The 17,106-nt window shown below is 55.0% G+C and carries 21 protein-coding genes and 1 tRNA gene; 15 read left to right on the top strand and 7 right to left on the bottom strand.

Features of this window, described 5'->3' with window-relative positions:
• The first annotated feature begins 120 nt into the window (after window positions 1-120).
• From Q4A85_RS11685 to Q4A85_RS11675, 3 genes are all read left to right on the top strand, one after another.
• On the top strand, window positions 121-306 hold the full coding sequence (locus Q4A85_RS11685) for a hypothetical protein (protein WP_303110557.1): 186 nt from the start codon (window positions 121-123) through the stop codon (window positions 304-306).
• Window positions 307-545: 239 nt separating this feature from the next.
• A complete protein-coding gene (locus Q4A85_RS11680; RefSeq protein WP_303110555.1) occupies window positions 546-1,862 on the top strand; it encodes a mechanosensitive ion channel family protein in 1,317 nt (438 codons plus the stop codon).
• A 208-nt stretch (window positions 1,863-2,070) separates the two neighbouring features.
• The gene (locus tag Q4A85_RS11675) at window positions 2,071-2,361 is read left to right on the top strand and encodes a hypothetical protein (protein WP_303110553.1); all 291 of its coding nucleotides are present in this window, start codon (window positions 2,071-2,073) and stop codon (window positions 2,359-2,361) included.
• Window positions 2,362-2,725: 364 nt separating this feature from the next.
• On the opposite strand, the gene Q4A85_RS11670 is transcribed toward Q4A85_RS11675, so the two are convergent.
• Window positions 2,726-3,679 (bottom strand): AraC family transcriptional regulator, encoded by a 954-nt coding sequence (locus Q4A85_RS11670; RefSeq protein ID WP_303110551.1) that lies wholly within the window; start codon window positions 3,677-3,679, stop codon window positions 2,726-2,728.
• A gap of 76 nt (window positions 3,680-3,755) precedes the next feature.
• On the opposite strand from Q4A85_RS11670, the gene Q4A85_RS11665 reads away from it, so the two are divergent.
• Window positions 3,756-3,884: a hypothetical protein gene (locus tag Q4A85_RS11665; protein ID WP_303110549.1), complete on the top strand. Its 129-nt coding sequence runs from the start codon at window positions 3,756-3,758 to the stop codon at window positions 3,882-3,884.
• Window positions 3,885-3,934: 50 nt separating this feature from the next.
• Here Q4A85_RS11665 and Q4A85_RS11660 read toward each other — a convergent pair whose 3' ends face one another.
• The 5 genes from Q4A85_RS11660 to Q4A85_RS11640 all read right to left on the bottom strand — a co-directional run bounded on the left by Q4A85_RS11660 (window position 3,935) and on the right by Q4A85_RS11640 (window position 7,379).
• Entirely contained in the window at window positions 3,935-4,165 is a 231-nt protein-coding gene (locus tag Q4A85_RS11660) for a hexameric tyrosine-coordinated heme protein (RefSeq protein WP_303110547.1), read from the bottom strand.
• Window positions 4,166-4,553: 388 nt separating this feature from the next.
• A complete protein-coding gene (locus Q4A85_RS11655; RefSeq protein WP_303110545.1) occupies window positions 4,554-4,853 on the bottom strand; it encodes an AzlD family protein in 300 nt (99 codons plus the stop codon).
• Window positions 4,850-5,560: an AzlC family ABC transporter permease gene (locus Q4A85_RS11650; protein ID WP_303110544.1), complete on the bottom strand. Its 711-nt coding sequence runs from the start codon at window positions 5,558-5,560 to the stop codon at window positions 4,850-4,852. The genes Q4A85_RS11655 and Q4A85_RS11650 overlap by 4 nt, the downstream gene beginning before the upstream one ends.
• Window positions 5,532-5,717, bottom strand: coding sequence for a hypothetical protein (locus Q4A85_RS11645; RefSeq protein WP_303110543.1), 186 nt, complete (start codon window positions 5,715-5,717; stop codon window positions 5,532-5,534). The genes Q4A85_RS11650 and Q4A85_RS11645 overlap by 29 nt, the downstream gene beginning before the upstream one ends.
• 63 nt (window positions 5,718-5,780) lie before the next feature.
• Complete coding sequence (locus Q4A85_RS11640; RefSeq protein WP_303110541.1) at window positions 5,781-7,379, bottom strand: tannase/feruloyl esterase family alpha/beta hydrolase; 1,599 nt, start codon at window positions 7,377-7,379, stop codon at window positions 5,781-5,783.
• A 106-nt stretch (window positions 7,380-7,485) separates the two neighbouring features.
• Between Q4A85_RS11640 and Q4A85_RS11635 the strand changes: the two genes are divergently transcribed.
• The 4 genes from Q4A85_RS11635 (at window position 7,486) to Q4A85_RS11620 (ending at window position 10,277) form a co-directional block, all read left to right on the top strand.
• The gene (locus Q4A85_RS11635; protein WP_303110539.1) at window positions 7,486-7,971 is read left to right on the top strand and encodes a dihydrofolate reductase; all 486 of its coding nucleotides are present in this window, start codon (window positions 7,486-7,488) and stop codon (window positions 7,969-7,971) included.
• Between the two features lie 91 nt (window positions 7,972-8,062).
• Window positions 8,063-8,362: a hypothetical protein gene (locus Q4A85_RS11630; RefSeq protein ID WP_303110537.1), complete on the top strand. Its 300-nt coding sequence runs from the start codon at window positions 8,063-8,065 to the stop codon at window positions 8,360-8,362.
• 512 nt (window positions 8,363-8,874) lie between these two features.
• Entirely contained in the window at window positions 8,875-9,516 is a 642-nt protein-coding gene (gene rsmG, locus Q4A85_RS11625) for a 16S rRNA (guanine(527)-N(7))-methyltransferase RsmG (RefSeq protein WP_303110535.1), read from the top strand.
• Window positions 9,513-10,277, top strand: coding sequence for a ParA family protein (locus Q4A85_RS11620; RefSeq protein ID WP_303110533.1), 765 nt, complete (start codon window positions 9,513-9,515; stop codon window positions 10,275-10,277). The genes rsmG and Q4A85_RS11620 overlap by 4 nt, the downstream gene beginning before the upstream one ends.
• A 174-nt stretch (window positions 10,278-10,451) precedes the next feature.
• Here Q4A85_RS11620 and trpD read toward each other — a convergent pair whose 3' ends face one another.
• Window positions 10,452-11,480 (bottom strand): anthranilate phosphoribosyltransferase, encoded by a 1,029-nt coding sequence (gene trpD, locus Q4A85_RS11615; protein ID WP_303110531.1) that lies wholly within the window; start codon window positions 11,478-11,480, stop codon window positions 10,452-10,454.
• Between the two features lie 339 nt (window positions 11,481-11,819).
• Between trpD and rluD the strand changes: the two genes are divergently transcribed.
• From rluD to Q4A85_RS11580, 7 genes are all read left to right on the top strand, one after another.
• On the top strand, window positions 11,820-12,938 hold the full coding sequence (rluD, locus tag Q4A85_RS11610) for a 23S rRNA pseudouridine(1911/1915/1917) synthase RluD (RefSeq protein WP_303110529.1): 1,119 nt from the start codon (window positions 11,820-11,822) through the stop codon (window positions 12,936-12,938).
• A gap of 378 nt (window positions 12,939-13,316) precedes the next feature.
• Window positions 13,317-13,985: a tRNA (adenosine(37)-N6)-threonylcarbamoyltransferase complex dimerization subunit type 1 TsaB gene (gene tsaB, locus Q4A85_RS11605; RefSeq protein ID WP_303110528.1), complete on the top strand. Its 669-nt coding sequence runs from the start codon at window positions 13,317-13,319 to the stop codon at window positions 13,983-13,985.
• 11 nt (window positions 13,986-13,996) lie between these two features.
• Window positions 13,997-14,341: a YraN family protein gene (locus Q4A85_RS11600; protein WP_303110527.1), complete on the top strand. Its 345-nt coding sequence runs from the start codon at window positions 13,997-13,999 to the stop codon at window positions 14,339-14,341.
• Window positions 14,342-14,358: 17 nt separating this feature from the next.
• Window positions 14,359-14,955, top strand: a complete 597-nt coding sequence (locus Q4A85_RS11595; protein ID WP_303110526.1) for a phosphoheptose isomerase — start codon at window positions 14,359-14,361, stop codon at window positions 14,953-14,955.
• A 320-nt stretch (window positions 14,956-15,275) separates the two neighbouring features.
• Window positions 15,276-15,899, top strand: a complete 624-nt coding sequence (locus Q4A85_RS11590) for a BON domain-containing protein (protein WP_303110525.1) — start codon at window positions 15,276-15,278, stop codon at window positions 15,897-15,899.
• Between the two features lie 45 nt (window positions 15,900-15,944).
• Window positions 15,945-16,562, top strand: a complete 618-nt coding sequence (locus Q4A85_RS11585; protein WP_303110523.1) for a hypothetical protein — start codon at window positions 15,945-15,947, stop codon at window positions 16,560-16,562.
• Between the two features lie 54 nt (window positions 16,563-16,616).
• Window positions 16,617-16,689 (top strand) — tRNA-Lys (locus Q4A85_RS11580).
• Window positions 16,690-17,106 lie beyond the last annotated feature (417 nt).

Below are 17,106 nucleotides of genomic sequence, written 5' to 3'. Positions count from 1 at the left end.
CATTTTAAAACAATTGGTAAGAAGTAATTTATCCTAGTTATCTAGGACAGCCCCTTTGATTTTGTCTGAAAGATAAAACTGCCGTTGACTTTGCGCTGATGGCAGTTTTTGTTTACCTAGATGCCAAACCCATTTTCAGGCTGCCTTAACCCATTTAGGCAGCCTGAAAACGCTCAAACCAACCTTGCCGCCCTGTTTTGCATTTTCAGGCTGCCTAATCTATCCACGTTTATCACAACACACGATTACACCACCCAAAGGCAGCCTGAAAACCTCAAAATTGCCATCCATTTGCCCTGCAAATAATATCAACAACTTACACGCGAAATCATAATTTTCTTTTTATTATCAATAAGTAATAAAGTCAAGCAAAATCCTTTTCACCCCATTTTGCACAAAAAATAAGCAACCAAAGCCATACCATGATATTGCGACAAAATTTGGTGGCAGCCACATATTTTCCACAAAGTTATCCACAAAATATGTGGGCAAATTTTGTTGCCCTAATGTTAAAATCCGCCCCTATTTTGTAAACAGGAATCCCCATGCACGCATCTTTTTCTTGGCAAGAATTTATCGTTAATCTCTTTGCCCGCAAAGCCTTTACCGCCAATTTGCTGGAACGCAGTTTCAGGCAGCCTATGGGCTGGGTGGAGCTGGCCATCATGCTGGCTTTGACGTTTGTTGCCTATCGCTTGTCCGAAAAATGGGCGCAATCGTCCAAAATCAAGGCGATTCGTTTTCGCGTGATTCGCCATGTGTTGCGCCGCGTGTTGTTTCCTGTGTTGCTGTTGGTGGTAGCGGTGATGGCGCAGGTGGCATGGGAAGCGGCGGGCTTGCATGCGGTGTGGCTGAAATTGCTGGTGTTGGCGGCAAACTGGATGATGGCGATTCGCTTGGTGTTGGCATTGATTAACGGCGCGGTCCCCAAAAGCACGCGCTCGGATGCGATTGAACGCGCCGCGTCCACAGGGCTTTGGGGCTGTTTTATTTTGTGGCTTTCGGGCATTGATGATTGGATTATTGACTGGCTCAAATCGCTGCAAATCCCCATCGGCGCAAGCAAACTCAATGTTTACACCATTTTAAGCGGCTTGCTGTGGGTGGGCGTGATGATGGTGTTCACCATGTGGTTTTATCGCTGGCTCAACGCGCGATTGATGTCCAGCGTGCGGATGGACATGAACTTGCGGATTGTGTTATCCAAAGTGCTAAAAACCACGCTGATGGTGCTCTCGGTGTTGGTTGCATTGCCTTTGGTGGGCATTGATTTAACCGTGTTATCCGTGTTTGGCGGCGCGCTCGGCGTAGGGCTGGGCTTTGGTTTGCAAAAAATCGCCAGCAATTATGTGTCGGGCTTCATCATCTTGGCAGACCGCTCCATCCGCATCAACGACCGCCTAACCGTAAACGGCTTCACGGGCTATGTAACCGAAATCACATCGCGTTTTGTGGTGCTGCGCAACGCAAACGGCGCAGAAGCCCTAATCCCCAACGAAACCTTTGTTACCAACACCGTTATCAACGAATCCTACACCGCCCGCGCCCTGTATCAATCGCTGGACATCCAAGTCGCCTACGCCACCGATTTAACGCGGGCAATGAATATCATGCGCGAAGCCGCCGCCGCGCAAAAACGAGTTGGCACCAACCCGGCGCCGTCCGCCTTGCTACTCGGCTTTGGCGACAACGGTATCAACCTGCGCGTGGGCTTTTGGGTAAATGACCCCGAAAACGGATTTGGCGGATTGTTCTCCGATATTTTGCTCACCATTTGGCAACGGTTCAACGAAGAAGGCATTGAACTGCCCTTCCCACAACGTGAAGTGCGTATTTTGAACAATGGCAACGATCATAATTAGGCAGCCTGATAACGCAGTTTGGCGTAGCTAAAACAATCAGGCAGCCTGAAAACATGTTTCTACTCACTCCAATCCATTTTGGCTACGCTAAACCACGTTTCAGGCTGCCTATGCCAAACAAGCAAATGTACAGCAATGTAAAAAATCGCCTGAAACACCAAATTTGCTGTACATTGCACGGACAACTCCACCGAAAGGGACATACATCATGAAAAAACTGATTCTTACCAGCGCGATTGCTTTACTTGTAGCCAGCCCATTGGCAATGGCAAAAGACCCAACCATCGCGTCTAACTCATCCAGCGTAAAAGACGCAGGCTTTATCAACAGCATGGCTTCCGCCGCCAGCGGCATGGGCGCAAAAGAACCGCTCGAAATCAGCGAAAGCAACGAAGGCGGCAAACGCGTGTTGGTGGTGGCAGGCAGCAATGGCACAACTTGCCGCGTGCCCGTTTCCGATGGCAATCCGCCCAAAATGATGGGCATCAACTGCAAATAATTCAATACGAAAAGCCCCAGCCGAAATGGTTGGGGCTTTTGTTTGTCTGCCGATTAGGCTAAGGCAGCCTGAAAATCAGAATCTGTATTCGGTCATGTTCTGAAAAGTATGCTGCACTGCTGTTCTCTCTCAGCAATCTAGTGGGAAGGTTTTATCCATGCTGCTTGCCATCAACAATCATTGCCTTGGTTTGGACTGTTTCATTTTTTGGTTTCAAGCTGCTGTGTTTGGGCGCGGGCGGGATGGTTGGCAGCCTGAAATGGGGTTCGCGCTTTCTACGGCTTGCTTGCAAGCCGTGCGCTAGCTAAAAATTTTCAGGCTGAAATCTTTGTAAAATCCCAAAGGCAGCCTGAAAAAGGTTGAGCTAGATGATGTAGTCTTCTGTTTTTTGGGTGTCGGCGGGGTTGGGTTGTTGGCGGTATTGTTTGGGGGTGCAGCCGTAGTGTTTTTTGAATACTTTGCCGAAGTGGGTTTCGGATTGGTAGCCTGATTCTAGGGCGATGGTGAGTATGGTGCTTTGGCTGTTGCGCAGGAGCATGGCGGCTTTTTGCAGGCGGATGCTGTTGACGAAGGCGTGGGGGCTGGTTTGCATTTGGCTGCGAAATAGGCGCATGAGTTGGGCGCGGGAGAGTTTGGCGAGTGCGGCTAGGTCTTCTACGCGCCAGTCGTGCTCGGGCTGTTGGGTTACGGCTTGGACGACGTTGCGTAGGCGGCGGTCGCGCCAGCCGTTGAGTATGCCTGTGAGCGGGGCTTGGTGTTCGTTTTGGTTGAGATAGGCGCGGAGTATGTGGACGAGTAATACGGTGGATAGGGCGTTGATGGCGGCGGTGGCGCGGTGTTCGGGCTGGCTGATTTCGTGTTGCAGTAGGGTTACGATGGCTTGGGTGGTGGTGTGTTGGGTGTTGAGTATGATGATTTCGGGCAGCCCTTGCAGGAGATTGTTGTGGGTTTCGTAGGCGAAGTGGGCGCAGTAGAGATTGAGTTGGGCGGGGCTGTTGCTTGTGCTGTGGGTTTGTTTGTGGGTGATGTTGCCTTGTTGTTGGATGCTGGGGTGGTGTTGGGTGTTGTTGCAGCCGATTTGGCTGCTTAGGGCGTGGGCGGCGTTGCGGGGGAAGAAGATGATGTCGCCTGCTTGTAGTTGGCGGGCTTGGGCTTCGTTGTCTAGTTTTAGGTAGCCTGTGCCGTGGGTTACGATGTGGACGATGCCTTGGGTGCGGTTTCTGGGGTGGCGCACATACCAGTCGCCGTTGAAGCTGCATTGTGTGTCTATGCTGCCTGTGATTTGGGCTAGGGTGATTAGGTTGTCTAGGATGGTCATGGGTGGGGATGGTGTGGATGGTTAGGCAGCCTGAAAAATAAATTTCAGGCTGAAACCTTTGCAAAACCTGTAACCGATGGAGCGTCGGCGTCTCGCCGACATTTTGTTAATCAAACAAGCCATGTTGAATCAACCATTTGGCGACGAGCCGTCGCCGCTCCATTTTAGATTTCAGGCTGCCGTTAAGGTTTTGCAAAGGTTTTAGGCTGCTTGGGTTTAGAAGCGGTTTTCACTATTCTCGATAGCGACAGGTTCTTAACTGCGCCAGTAGTTGTTGGCGGCGGCGATGGTTTGGAAGTTGATGGCGATGACTTGTGATGCGGCGGTTAGGCTGTCGGCATCGTTGGCATAGACGTTGCGTAGTTTTTTCAGCACTTCTACATCGGGCTGGGTGGTTTTTACGCCGCGTCGGCTTAGGGTGATGGCGAGTTCAAAGCCTGCTTGTGGGGTGTCGGTGATAAGGGTGGTGAGCCATTGTTCGCTCATGGTTGGGTTCCTTGTTGGTTGTTAATAGAAGATGCTCCGCTGCTCCGATAGGGGCGTTTTTTATGGGATGGAGCGGGGCGGATGGTAGGTTTGGATAGTTTGTTTGTCAAGGGTGGGGGTGGGGCGATTGGGGTTGGCTATGGAGGATTTGCGCCCTGCTCTGTTTGGTTTCAGGCTGCATTGCTGGGGCGGCGCGGGCGGGATGGTTAAGGCAGCCTGAAAAGGGCTCTCGCGTTCCTACGGCTTACTTGCAAGCCGTGCGCTGGCAAAGTGTTTTAGCTACGCTGAACTTTGTTTCAGGCTGCCTCATTGTTGCGATGAATAGGCAGCCTGAAAGGTGTGTGCTGTGGTTGGGCGGCTTGATTGGTTTTCAGGCTGCCTATGCGCCCTACCCCATTAGCCAGCCGAGTATGCCTGATGTGGCGACGGCGACCATGACGGTGGGCAGCATGGAAAAGCGGGTTGCCATAAATAGGGTTACGGCTAGGGCGATGAGTTCGTGGGGCTTATGGGAGATGAAATGGGGGGCGATGACGGAGAGTAGCACGCAGGCGGGAGCGGCTTCTAGCGTGCGCGCCATGCGGGGGGATAGGGTTTTGTTTTTGAGCAGGAAAAAGCCGAGCAGGCGGGTGGAATAGGTTACGCAGAGCATGCCGAGTATGGTGAGCAGTGATGTCCAGCTTATCATTTGGCTTCTCCGTTGGCGAAGTAGGCGAACAGCAGCCCTGCGAGCGTGCCTGCGGGGACGTACCAGCCGCTTTGCGGGGCGATGGCGTACACGGCGATGGCGACGATTAGGCTGATGAGCCATGGTTTGGCAGCCTGAAAGCCGCGCCACATGCCGCGCACCAGCACCAAAAACACGGCGGGGAACGCCATGCCAGAGCCAAAGCGGGATACGTCGCCGAGCATCGGTCCAATAGACGAGCCGAGCAAGCCGCAGCAAACCCATGCGACATACAGCAGCAGGGCTGTGCCCATGTAATACGGATAGCTAAACGGGGGCAAGCCTGCTTGCTGGCGGTGTTTGGCATCGGCGATGCCCATTGCCCAGCTTTCGTCTGTCATCACAAACAGGGCGGGCAGCAGTTTTTTCAGCGGTAAGTCGCGCAGATAGGGCACGAGTGCTGCGCCCATTAGGATATGGCGGCTGTTTATCATGGCGGTCATGGTGATGATGAGCAGCACGGGCAGCGGCGATGTCCACAAGCCGACGGCGGCAAATTCGGAACCGCCTGCGAAGTTCAGCCCCATCATTAGGGTGGTTTCCAGCACGCTCATGCCTTTTTGCCCTGCTTGCGCGCCAAGGATTAAGCCAAAGGGGATAATGCCGATGGTGATGGGTAGGCAGTCTTTGATGCCGCGTTTAAATTCTTGTTGGGTGTTGGGGGTCATGGTGGGAAGAGTGTGATGCAGCCTGAAAATGGGTAATACGGTTTTCAGGCTGCCTTTGGAAAAGAAAGCTGTGGTGTTGCTTGGTTAAATGGTTTTGCTGGATGATTTTCAGGCTGACTTGGGATAATTGAACTGTGTGGACGCATCCGTGCGACACACATTAAATAAAGAAATAAAGGCAGCCTGAAAACCGATTACCCGCGAAAACGGGCAAACTTGATTACTTGCACACAAAACTTTCCGCCTTGTTCACATCGCCGTGGCTGTACGTTGCCACTTTGGGATAGGCGCACAGCGGTTGCGATTTGCCGGGGAAGGCTTTGCCTGTGGCGATGATGGCTTCGGGGGCTTTGCCGCTGTCGTGCCATTGTTCCAGCGCGGTGAGCGGGTCAAAATTATCCAACGCGCTGCCGCCACCGCAGTGGGTCATACCTGGCACGTTGAACAGGCGCACGGTGTCGCGGGCGTTTTGGGTGTCTGCCAGCAGCTGTTTGTACCAGTCGCGCAAGTCCACGGCGGAGAACACGGGGTCGGACACGCCTTCAAACACAATCATTTTGCCGCCGCGCGCTTGGAAGGTGGAAAGGTCGGTGGCGGTGGCATCGTTTAATGCGCCGATTTGCGCGGTTTTGGCGACATCGCGGTCAAAATTGAAATCAAACGTGCTTAATTGCGGCCGGTACGGGGTCATAAAATAGCTGGGCAGGCTGGCTGCACCGAGCGTGATGTTGCGGGCGTTGGGCCGGGCGGTTTGCGAGTCGCCCAGCTTCCAGCCGCGCCAGCCTGCTTGGTTGATGCCTGCGTCGTAGAACCAGCCGCTGTAAATCGGCTCGCCTTTGCTGGTTTTTGCGCCGTCAAAAATGGCGTGCAGCAGTTTTACTTTGTCTTTGCCGATTTGCTTTTGCACCATTTCGGGCTGGAAGTCGCAGCTTTCCCATGCGTTGATGATGCCGTCTTTCAGGCCATCGTTTTTGTCGCAGCGGTTTGACACGCCTTGTGCGACGGCATCCAAGTCTTTTTGCGTCAGGGCGTTGGCGAAGATGCGCTCGCCTTGGGTGTTTTTCGGCGCGGCAGCCTGAAAATGCTGGTTGTCCCACGATTGGGCGATGGCGGCGCGGGATAAACGGAAGCCGGGATTGCCTGCGACTACGCCGTCAAACTCGGTGGGATAGCGCATGGCGGCGAGCATGGCTTCGCGCCCGCCGTTGGAGCAGCCCATAAAATAGCTGTGCTTGGGCTCGGCTTGGTAGGCTTGGCGGATAAGCAGCTTGGCGGCGGCGTTTACTTTGCCGGTGGATTGGTAGGCAAGGTTGAGCCGCGCCTGCTGGTCTGCGCCGAACGATGCGTCGCCCGCGCCCTGATGCCCGCCGTCCATGCTGACCACGGCATAGCCGCGTTTGAGCGCGGGCAGCGCGGTTGAGCCTGCCACGGGCGTTGCGCCGACTGCGGGGGCGATGAAGCCGTCCATGCCGCCGCCGCCTTGAAACAGGAATTTGCCGTTCCAGTTTTCAGGCAGCCGCATCTGGTAGCCGATGTAATACGGCTTGCCGTCTGCGCCCGTGCGTTTTTCCAATTCGCCCGACACCACGCAGTGCGCGCCAAATTCCACATCGGCGGCGGCGCGCGACGAGCCGGTGAATGCGGCTTGGTCGTCGGCGGGCAGCTTGCCTGCCTTAACCCATTGCGCGGCAACCACGCCATCGGTTTGGCTCAATCGGGCGCATTGCTTGGCATCAAACGCGGCAGCCTGACCGCTGCCGGCGGCAAAGGCGGCAGCAAGGGTGAGACAGATTTTTTTGCGGGATAACGGGTGAAACATGGCGCATACTCCTTTGGATGATGGCGGTGAAACGAAAGCGGCGATTGTATCATTTTGCGGGCTGTGGTAGTTTCAGGCTGCCTAACCCCATCCCCAAGGAACAACCATGCAAATCACCCTTATCGCCGCCCTAGCGCAAAACCGCATCATCGGCAACGCCAACCAAATCCCGTGGCACATCCCCGAAGATTTCGCCTTTTTCAAACGCTACACCACAGGCAAGCCCATCATCATGGGGCGCAAAACGTGGGACAGCCTGCCGCGCAAGCCCTTGCCCAACCGCCGCAATATTGTGATTACGCGGCAAGCGGATTGGCAGGCAGATGGCGCGGAAGCGGTACACGATTTTCAGGCTGCCTTGCACGCCTGCGCGGGCGAGCGCGAAGCCGTGATTATTGGCGGGGCGCAAATCTATGCCATCGCGCTGCCGTTTGCCACCGATTTGCGTCTAACCGAGATTGCGCTTAATCCCGCTGGCGATGCGTATTTCCCCGAATTTTCGCGCGACAAATGGCGCGAAGTGGCGCGGGAAGCGCAGGTTTCGGAAAGGGGGCTGGCGTATGATTTTGTTCACTATCAACGCGCAGCGTAGGCAAAAAAACCGCGCTGTCATCACCCCAAAGGCAGCCTGAAAACCCAATACGCCACACCGCTTTTCAGGCTGCCCAACCATTAGGAATCCCATGCTTAATAAAATCCACCACCCCGATTATCGCCGCATGATTGAACAGCACGCCGCAGGGTTTAGCCCTGCCGAAACCGCGCTGCTGCACGAAATTCTCCACCGCTTTGAATTTGACCCCATCCAAGAGCAAGCCCTTGCCCAAGCCGTGTTGCAGCAAAGCCGCTTTGACCCCAACGCAGGGCATTGGGCGCAAGCGGATGACGATGAAGACACCGTGGGCATTTGCCCGCATTGCATTAACCCCCCTGCCCCGCCCTTGCGCGATTATTTGACGTGGCGCGAGAAGCAGGCGGGGTGAACGCGGGCGCAACCATTGATGCAGCCTGAAATGGCAACCCGCGCCCCCCTAAGGCTTGCTGGCAAGCCGTGCGCTGGCAAAAGGCTTTTCAGGCTGCCTGAACCATCCGCAGCATTCCAAAATGAAGCGGCAATGGCTCATCGCCAAATGGTGCATTCAATAGGCATGACAGGTTGGCAAAATGTCGGCGAGCCGCCGATGATCCATTTGATTGCAGGCGTTGCAAAAATTGCAGCGTAGGCAAAATAAGTCGTTTTCAGGCTGCCTTTCTCGCCCTAATCTCTCGTTTCCCTTCATCCCAATCGCATGGCGTTGCGCCGCCATACCCACGCTAGATGCGCCAAACAACCACCATCGCGCCCCCATCAGGCAGCCTGAAAGCCAGCCAAGCCAAACTAAAACACACAGCCCAACCATCTTTTTCAGGCTGCCTTTTCCCGCGCTAAGGCAGCCTGAAACCGCCCCGCAAAATGCTATAATCCGCGCTCGTTATTTTCCCTATTCTCCGCGCCATGACTTCTTTTGCCGACCAACTCGCCGCAGGCATCGCCCAAATGCGGCTAGACATCGCCCCCGCGCAGCAGCAAAAGCTGCTTGCCTATCTTGCCCTGCTGCAAAAATGGAACAAAACCTACAATCTCACCGCCCTGCGCGACCCCGCGCAAATGGTCAGCCACCATCTGCTGGACAGCTTAACGCTGCTGCCCTATCTGGCGCAGGCGCAAAGCATGATAGACGTGGGCAGCGGCGGCGGTATGCCTGCCATTCCCGCCGCCATTTGCCGCCCCGATTTGCGGATAACTCTGGTGGATGCCAACAGCAAAAAAACCAGCTTTCTGCGCCAAGCCGCGATTGAACTGGGTTTGGGCAACATCGCCGTCAGCAGTAGCCGCGTGGAAGAATTAAGCGACCAGCGCGCCGACATCGTTACCAGCCGCGCCTTTGCCGAACTGGCGGATTTTGTGCAGCTCACCCGCCATCTGTTGGGCGACAACGGGCATTGGGCAGCGATGAAAGGCGTGTACCCCGCCGAAGAGATTTTCAGGCTGCCGCCCAACATCCAAGCCTATCAAATAGACAAAATCCACGTCCCCACACTCAACGCCGAACGCCACATCGTTCTACTGCGCCCCACACAAGGAAACCAACCATGAGCGCAAACATCATCGCCATCGCCAACCAAAAAGGCGGCGTGGGCAAAACCACCACCGCCGTCAATCTCGCCGCTTCGCTGGCACACCGAAAACAGCGCGTGCTGCTGATTGATTTAGACCCGCAAGGCAACGCCACCACAGGCAGCGGCGTGGACAAAACCGCGCTGGAACAAGGCGTGTACCACGTTTTGCTGGGCGAAGCCGACATCGCCAGCGCAAAAATGCGCAGCCAAGCGGGCGGCTACGATTTACTCGCCGCCAACCGCGAGCTAGCGGGCGCAGAAATAGAACTGGTGCAAGAAATCGCCCGCGAAATGCGCCTGAAAAACGCGCTCGCCCTTGTTACCGATGATTACGACTACATCCTGATTGACTGCCCGCCCACGCTCACCCTGCTCACGCTCAACGGGCTGGTTCCCGCCGATGGCGTGCTCGTGCCGATGGTGTGCGAATACTACGCGCTCGAAGGCATCAGCGACTTGGTTGCCACCGTGCGCAAAATCCGCACCGCCATCAACCCCAAGCTCGGCATATTCGGCATCGTGCGCACGCTGTACAACAACCAAAACCGCCTTGCCCAAGACGTGAGCGCGCAACTGCAAGAACACTTTGGCGCGCAACTGTTTGCCACCACCATCCCGCGCAACGTGCGCCTAGCCGAAGCCCCCAGCCACGGCTTGCCCGCCCTTGCCTACGATGCCAAAGCCAAAGGCACGCTGGCTTATTTGGAACTGGCGGATGAAGTGTTGGCAAGGAAGTAAGCCCGCGTGGCCTTGCGCTAAGATTGCGCCCAAATTGCCACAAGGCAGCCTACGAAGCGAGGCGGAGTTGCGGAGCTAAAACCATCTCCTTTTGCTGATTGACCCATTTTCAGGCTGCCTATTGAATAGCGACAATAGGCAGCCTGAAACCCATCTAAACAACATCAAGCCCAACTACCCCACCAAACTCTGCGCCACAAACTCCGCCTGTTTCGCCGCTGCTTTGCCGCTGTCCAACGCTTCTTGCGCCCGCTCTATGCCTTCTGCCAAGCTCGCTGCCACGTTGCCCGCATACAAACACGCCGCCGCGTTCAGCAGCACAATATCCCGCGCCGCGCCATGCGCTTCGCCGCGCAACACCGCGTTCATCATCGCCAGCGATTGAGCCGCGTTGTCCACTTTCAGGCTGCCTAAATCGGGATAAACAGGCAAGCCAAATTCTTCGGGGTGGATGTCGTATTCGCGCACCACACCGTCTTTGAGCTCGGCAATGCGGGTGCAGCCTGAAACCGTGATTTCATCCAAACCATCGCTGCCGTGTACCACCAAAGCGTGCTGCGAGCCAAGCTGTTGAAACACGCGCGACAAAATGCCGCACAAATCAATGTGAAACACGCCAATCAGCTGATTGACCGCGCCTGCGGGGTTGGTAAGCGGGCCCAAAATATTGAAAATGGTGCGAAAACCCAACGCCTTGCGCACAGGCGCAACATAGCGCATCGCCGAATGATGGTTGGGCGCAAACATAAAGCCAATGCCGCATTGCGCGATGGATTGCGCCACTTGCTCGGGCGATTGCTGCAAATTCATGCCCATCGCTTCCAGCACATCCGCCGCGCCGCTGGATGATGACACCGAACGGTTGCCGTGCTTCGCCACTTTCGCGCCCGCCGCTGCGGCGACAAACATCGCGGTGGTGGAAATGTTAAACGTTTTCGCGCCATCGCCGCCTGTGCCCACAATGTCCACCAATTCGTTGGCATACGGCGTGTTCACTTTGGTGGCAAATTCGTGCATCACGCGGGCGGCGGCGGCGATTTCCGACACGGTTTCCACCTTAATCCGCAGCCCCGTCAAAATGGCGGCAATCTGCTCGGGCAACACTTCGCCGCGCATGATTTGGCGCATCAAATCGGTCATCTCGTCATAAAACAATTCGTTGTTGTCAATCAATCGCGCAAGGGCTTGTTGGGGGGTAATCATGCTTTTTCCTTTGTTATAACCTGTATTCACTATTTGCATAGGCATCTTTTATGCCCTAAAAACGTGGCTACTGCGTTAAAAATGCTCGCAAGGTGCCCAACCTTGCTGCGCTTTTTGCCTTGTATCCACGCTTTTATGTCATCAAATCTACCTATGCAAATAGTGAACACAGGTTCCTAATTAACCAATTAAGGCAGCCTGAAAATAGATTACATCCATTGCCGCGCCTGTTTAGGCGGGTTTCAGGCTGCCAATACGCATCCATTTTAACAAAATTTAACGCCCCTGCGTGTGCTATACTGCGCGCCATTTTTCAGCCCCATTCACACCATCCACGCCATGACCCATCCCACCCCAGATTTAGAACTAGACGAAGACACCGATTTTGCCGCCGAAGCCCCCATCGCCGAGCCGCTGCGCCTAACCGTTCCACTGGATTTAGCAGGGCTGCGCCTTGATGCCGCGCTGGCGAAAATGCTGCCCGATTATTCGCGCAACCGCATCGCCAGTTGGATAAAAGACGGCGAAGTACGCTGCAACGAGCAAATCGCCTTGCCCAAAACCAAGCTCATCGGCGGCGAACATTTGCAGGTAAACATCCAGCCCAGCCAAGAAACCCAAGCCTACACGCCCGAAGCCATGCCGCTGGATATTGTGTTTGAAGACGGCAGCGTGCTGGTGCTCAACAAACCTGCCGGCTTGGTGGTGCATCCTGCGGCGGGCAACTGGACAGGTACGCTGCTCAACGGCTTGCTTGCCCATGCGCCCGAGTTGTCGCAAGTGCCGCGCGCGGGCATTGTGCATCGCTTGGATAAAGACACCAGCGGCTTGATGGTGGTTGCCAAAACGCTGCCCGCGCAAAACCATTTGGTGCAGCAATTGCAAAGCCGCAGCGTGAAGCGCATTTATCGCGCCATTGCCGATGGCATCGTGCCGTTTGATGGCAAAATTGAAACCCAAATCGGGCGCGACCCGCATAATCGCCTGAAAATGGCGGTGGTGAAATTTGGCGGCAAAGAAGCGATTACCCACGTTAAGGTTTTGGAACGTTATCAAGCGCATAGTTATATAGAGTGCAGCCTAGAAACGGGGCGCACCCACCAAATCCGCGTGCATCTGCGCGAAGCCCGCCACCCGCTTGCAGGCGACCCTGTGTACGGCAATCCGCGCCATCCTTGCTCGCCCGAAGTGAAAGCCGAAGTCAAAGCCCTTGCCCGCCAAGCCTTGCACGCCTATCGCTTAACGTTTGTTCACCCGCAATCGGGCGAAACGCTGTCGTTTGAAGCACCAATGCCTGCGGATATGTATCACTTGCTGTCCGTGCTGCGCTTGGAAAGCGGCTTGGATTCCACGCTCAGCCGCGAGCAAGCATGGGCAGACAAATTTGCCAGCGAAGAGGACGATGATGATTGGAACGAAGACGATTACGATGTGGATGTGATTTATGCGCGGGATTAGGCAGCCTGAAAACCAATATCCAATATAGAGTGGCAACAGCTTGTCGCCAAATCATGCGCGGCTGTTAGCAAATATCGGCTGATGGGTTGGCAACGATTTCAGGCTGCCTTAACCCATTTTCACCATAGCGTAAACAGCCGTTCCAACACAACAATTAGGCAGCCTGAAAACGGAAAATAGAACAATTCAAGAAATGCCCAACGTAGGGCGTGTGGCTTTGCCACGCACCGTTTAGCAACGTTGAATAGTATGCAACAGAGCCCATCCCACTCGTTTTAACCAACCACAATTAGGCAGCCTGAAAACAAAAACCATCCCCCCCCTTTTTTTCAGGCTGCCCCACCCCAATCCACAAACCGCATCACCCCCAAAAAAACCATGCCCATCCTAGCCATAGACACCAGCACCGCCTACCTTTCTCTCGCCCTGCACGCCCACGGCGAAACCCAGCTCTACCACACCGAAGCAGGCAACCACCAATCCCAACACATCCTGCCGCAAATCCAAGCCCTGCTTGCCCAAGCCCAAATTCAGGCTGCCGACCTATCCGCCATCGTCTATGCCCAAGGCGCAGGCGCGTTCACAGGGCTGCGCATCGGCATCGGCATCGCCCAAGGCATCGCCACCGCCTACCGCACCCCGCTCATCGGCATCCCCTGCCAAGATGCCGTCGCCTACCAAATCCCCAACCATCCCTGCGTACTCGCCGCCACCGATGCCCGCATGGGCGAAGTGTTCTACGCCTTTTTCAACACCCAAACCCACCAACGATTAAGCGACTACCAAGTCGCCAAGCCCAGCGATATAAGGCAGCCTGAAAACATCCCCGCCAGCCAAATCATCGGCATCGGCAACGCCTACGCCCTGCCACATCCGCCCGCCTTTGCAGGCACCGCCCAAATGCCCACCGCCGCCGACTATCTCGCCCTAGCGCAAACACAACGCTACCCCGCCACCGCCCCCGAGCACGCCGAGCTGTTATACGTCCGCAACAAAATCGCCCTAACCGCCGCCGAGCAACTCGCCCGCAAGCAAAGCCCACAATAGGCAGCCTGAAAATGAAACTCAACCATCCCCAAGGCAAAGCCGCCGAAGACCAAGCCCTAGCCTATTTGCAACAACAAGGCTGCCAACTCATCGCCCGCAACTGGCATTGCCCACACGGCGAAATAGACCTGATTATGCTTTCAGGCTGCTTACTCTTGTTTATTGAAGTAAAATACCGCAAAAACAACCGCTACGGCGGCGCCGCATACAGCATCACCCCCAGCAAACTGCGCAAACTGCAAGCCACCGCCGAGCTTTATCTACAACAACACCCCCACCACGGCGCGTGCCGCCTAGATGCCCTGCTCATCGAAGGCAAGCAACCGCCCCAATGGATACAAAACATCACCGCCTAACCCAACAGGAGAACCCCATGACCGCCCTAACCCAACGCGTTACCGACCATTTCGCCCAAAGCATCCAAGCCAAACAACAAGCCGCCCAAGTGCTCGCCGAACCCACCGCCCAAGCCGCCGAACTGCTTTTTAACACCCTTGCCAACGACGGCAAATTTCTTATCTGCGGCAACGGCGGTTCCGCAGCCGATGCCCAACACTTCGCCGCCGAAATGACAGGGCGCTTTGAAAAAGAACGCATGGAACTTGCCGCCATCGCCCTCACCACCGACACCTCCGCGCTCACCGCCATCGGCAACGACTACGGCTTTGACCACATATTCAGCAAACAAGTGCGCGCACTCGGGCGCACAGGCGACGTACTCGTCGGCATCTCCACATCAGGCAACTCGGGCAACGTTATAGAAGCCATCAAAGCCGCTCACGAAAACGGCATGCACGTCATCGCGCTCACAGGACGCGACGGCGGCAAAATCGCCCAAATGCTGCAAGATGGCGACGTATTGCTCAACGTCCCCCACCCGCGCACCGCCCGCATCCAAGAAATCCACATCCTGCTTATCCACGCCATCTGCGACTGCATAGACACCATGCTCACAGAAGGCATCGCCTAAACCCAAAGGCAGCCTGAAACCCAATCCAACAGACATCAAAACCATACCACCCAACTTTCAGGCTGAAACCTTTGCAAAACTTGTAACCGATGGAGCGTCGGCGGCTCGCCGACATTTTGAAAAATCAGTAATGCTATGTTTTAATAAGTGTTGGCAACGAGCCGTCGCCGCTCCATTTTAGGTTTCAGGCTGTTGTTGGGGGTTTTGCAAAGGTTTCAGGCTGCATATCCACCCCATTGTTACGCATCATCAACCATTTACGCTATAATCCGCCCCCGCATAGGCAGCCTGAAACCCAATCTACATACAGGAGCCCCCCCATGAACCCAACCAAACAACTCATCATCGCCAGTCTCATCGCCAGCACACTCAGCGGCTGCGCCACAGCCATCATAGGCGGCGCAGCAGCAGGCGCAAATTCCGTTGCCAACCGCCGCACCATCGGCACCCAATTTGACGACGAAACCACCGAAATGCACATCCGCACCAACGCCTACGCCCTGATTAAACAAAACAACGCCAACAGCACCGCCACCCTATCCGTGATTAGCTACAACCGCAAAGTGCTGCTGCTTGGGCAAGTCCCCAGCGAAACCGACAAACAACTCGCCGAGCAAGCCGCCCGCAACGAACCCCAAGTGCAAAACGTTTACAACTATATCAACGTATCCAGCGAACCGCGCACCATCGCCAACATCAACTACGACACATGGCTCACTTCCAAGCTGCGCAGCAAACTGCTCACGCTTACCACCGCAGGCGTGTACCCAGGGCACGTTAAAGTCGTCTCCTTCAACAGCGTCGTGTACGTTTTCGGCTTGCTTACCCCCGAACAACAAACCCTAGTCAGCAACACCGTTAGCAGCGTATCAGGCGTGCAACAAGTCGTAACGCTTTACGAAACCTACACCCCCGCCAGCGTACAATCCACGCCCGCGCAATAATCAACCCACAGGCAGCTTTCAGGCTGCCTAAAACACGGAAACACCATGTTCACAAGCAACAAAAACAAAGGAAAAATCACCTTCGGCAACATCATGCTCACCCTATTGGTACTCGGCTTATTTGTCGTCATCGGGCTTATCGGCACGCTATACGTTACCCTTACCAAAACCCCCGAGCAAACCGCCGCCAACTACAAACGCGAACAAGAAAGTCAAGCCCAAATAGAATGCTGGTCGCCCACCAACAAATCAGGGCGCGACTGCGGCGCAAGCACCCCCGCCCAAGCCAATAACCTAACCCCACAACAAAAAAGCGCGGCTTCCGCCGTTGCCTACCAAATTGAAGCGCAAAACCAAGCCGCATCCGAAGCAGGACTTGCCGATGGCGACGCACTCACACGCGGCGACGCGCCGAAAAAACCCAAAAAACTCACGCCCAAAACCGCCGAGCGCGAGCTTATCCCCCAAAACAACAGCGATGAAGGCATGCCGCTGGTTGCCCAAGAAGAACGGCAAACCCGCCCCGCTGCCAACGAGCTGCCCCGCCCTGCCAAAAAACCACGCACTACCGACCTAGACACCACAGGCGAGCGCGCGCTTACCCCTGCCCCCCGCCCCGCCAAGCGCGACAACTCCGATGCCACCAACGCCCTGTTTGATTAGGCAAGCAATTTCGCTTGACGCAATCGCGCCGCATCCCTATAATACGCGTTTTTCGGGTCGTTAGCTCAGCCGGTAGAGCAGCGGACTTTTAATCCGTTGGTCGAGCGTTCGAATCGCTCACGACCCATACTCCTTTTTCTAGCCTAAACAATTGTTTAGGCTTTTTTTTCTGGTTTCGTGATTGGGCTCGTGTGTCCAATTTGTGTCTTTTCCAAAAGAAAAACCGTCCAAAATGGCAGCGTGTTGTTGCAAATGTTCAGGCGACAGATGGGCATATTTCTGCACCATTTTGATGCTCTCACGACCCATCAAGCCAAGTTTTTCGGAACTTGGCTTTTTGTTTCGCCGCTGATTTTCAGACTGCCTGATGCACCAAGGCAGCCTGAAAATCCATTCCACAAACTTGCCATCTTTCCCCCATTTCCACCGCCAAAATAGCACAAAATGGCAAATTCGCTTTTTCAGGCTGCCTTATCCATTTTCATTTATCTTTTGGGGCTGTCCTAGATAACTCAGGAAATTCACATTAAGTTAGAATTTCCCC

It is taken from the genome of Kingella sp. (in: b-proteobacteria) (assembly GCF_030527935.1).
GTDB lineage: Bacteria > Pseudomonadota > Gammaproteobacteria > Burkholderiales > Neisseriaceae > Kingella_B.
The sequence above is the reverse complement of the archived record's forward strand: the minus strand, read 5'-3'. Positions and strand labels throughout refer to the sequence as shown.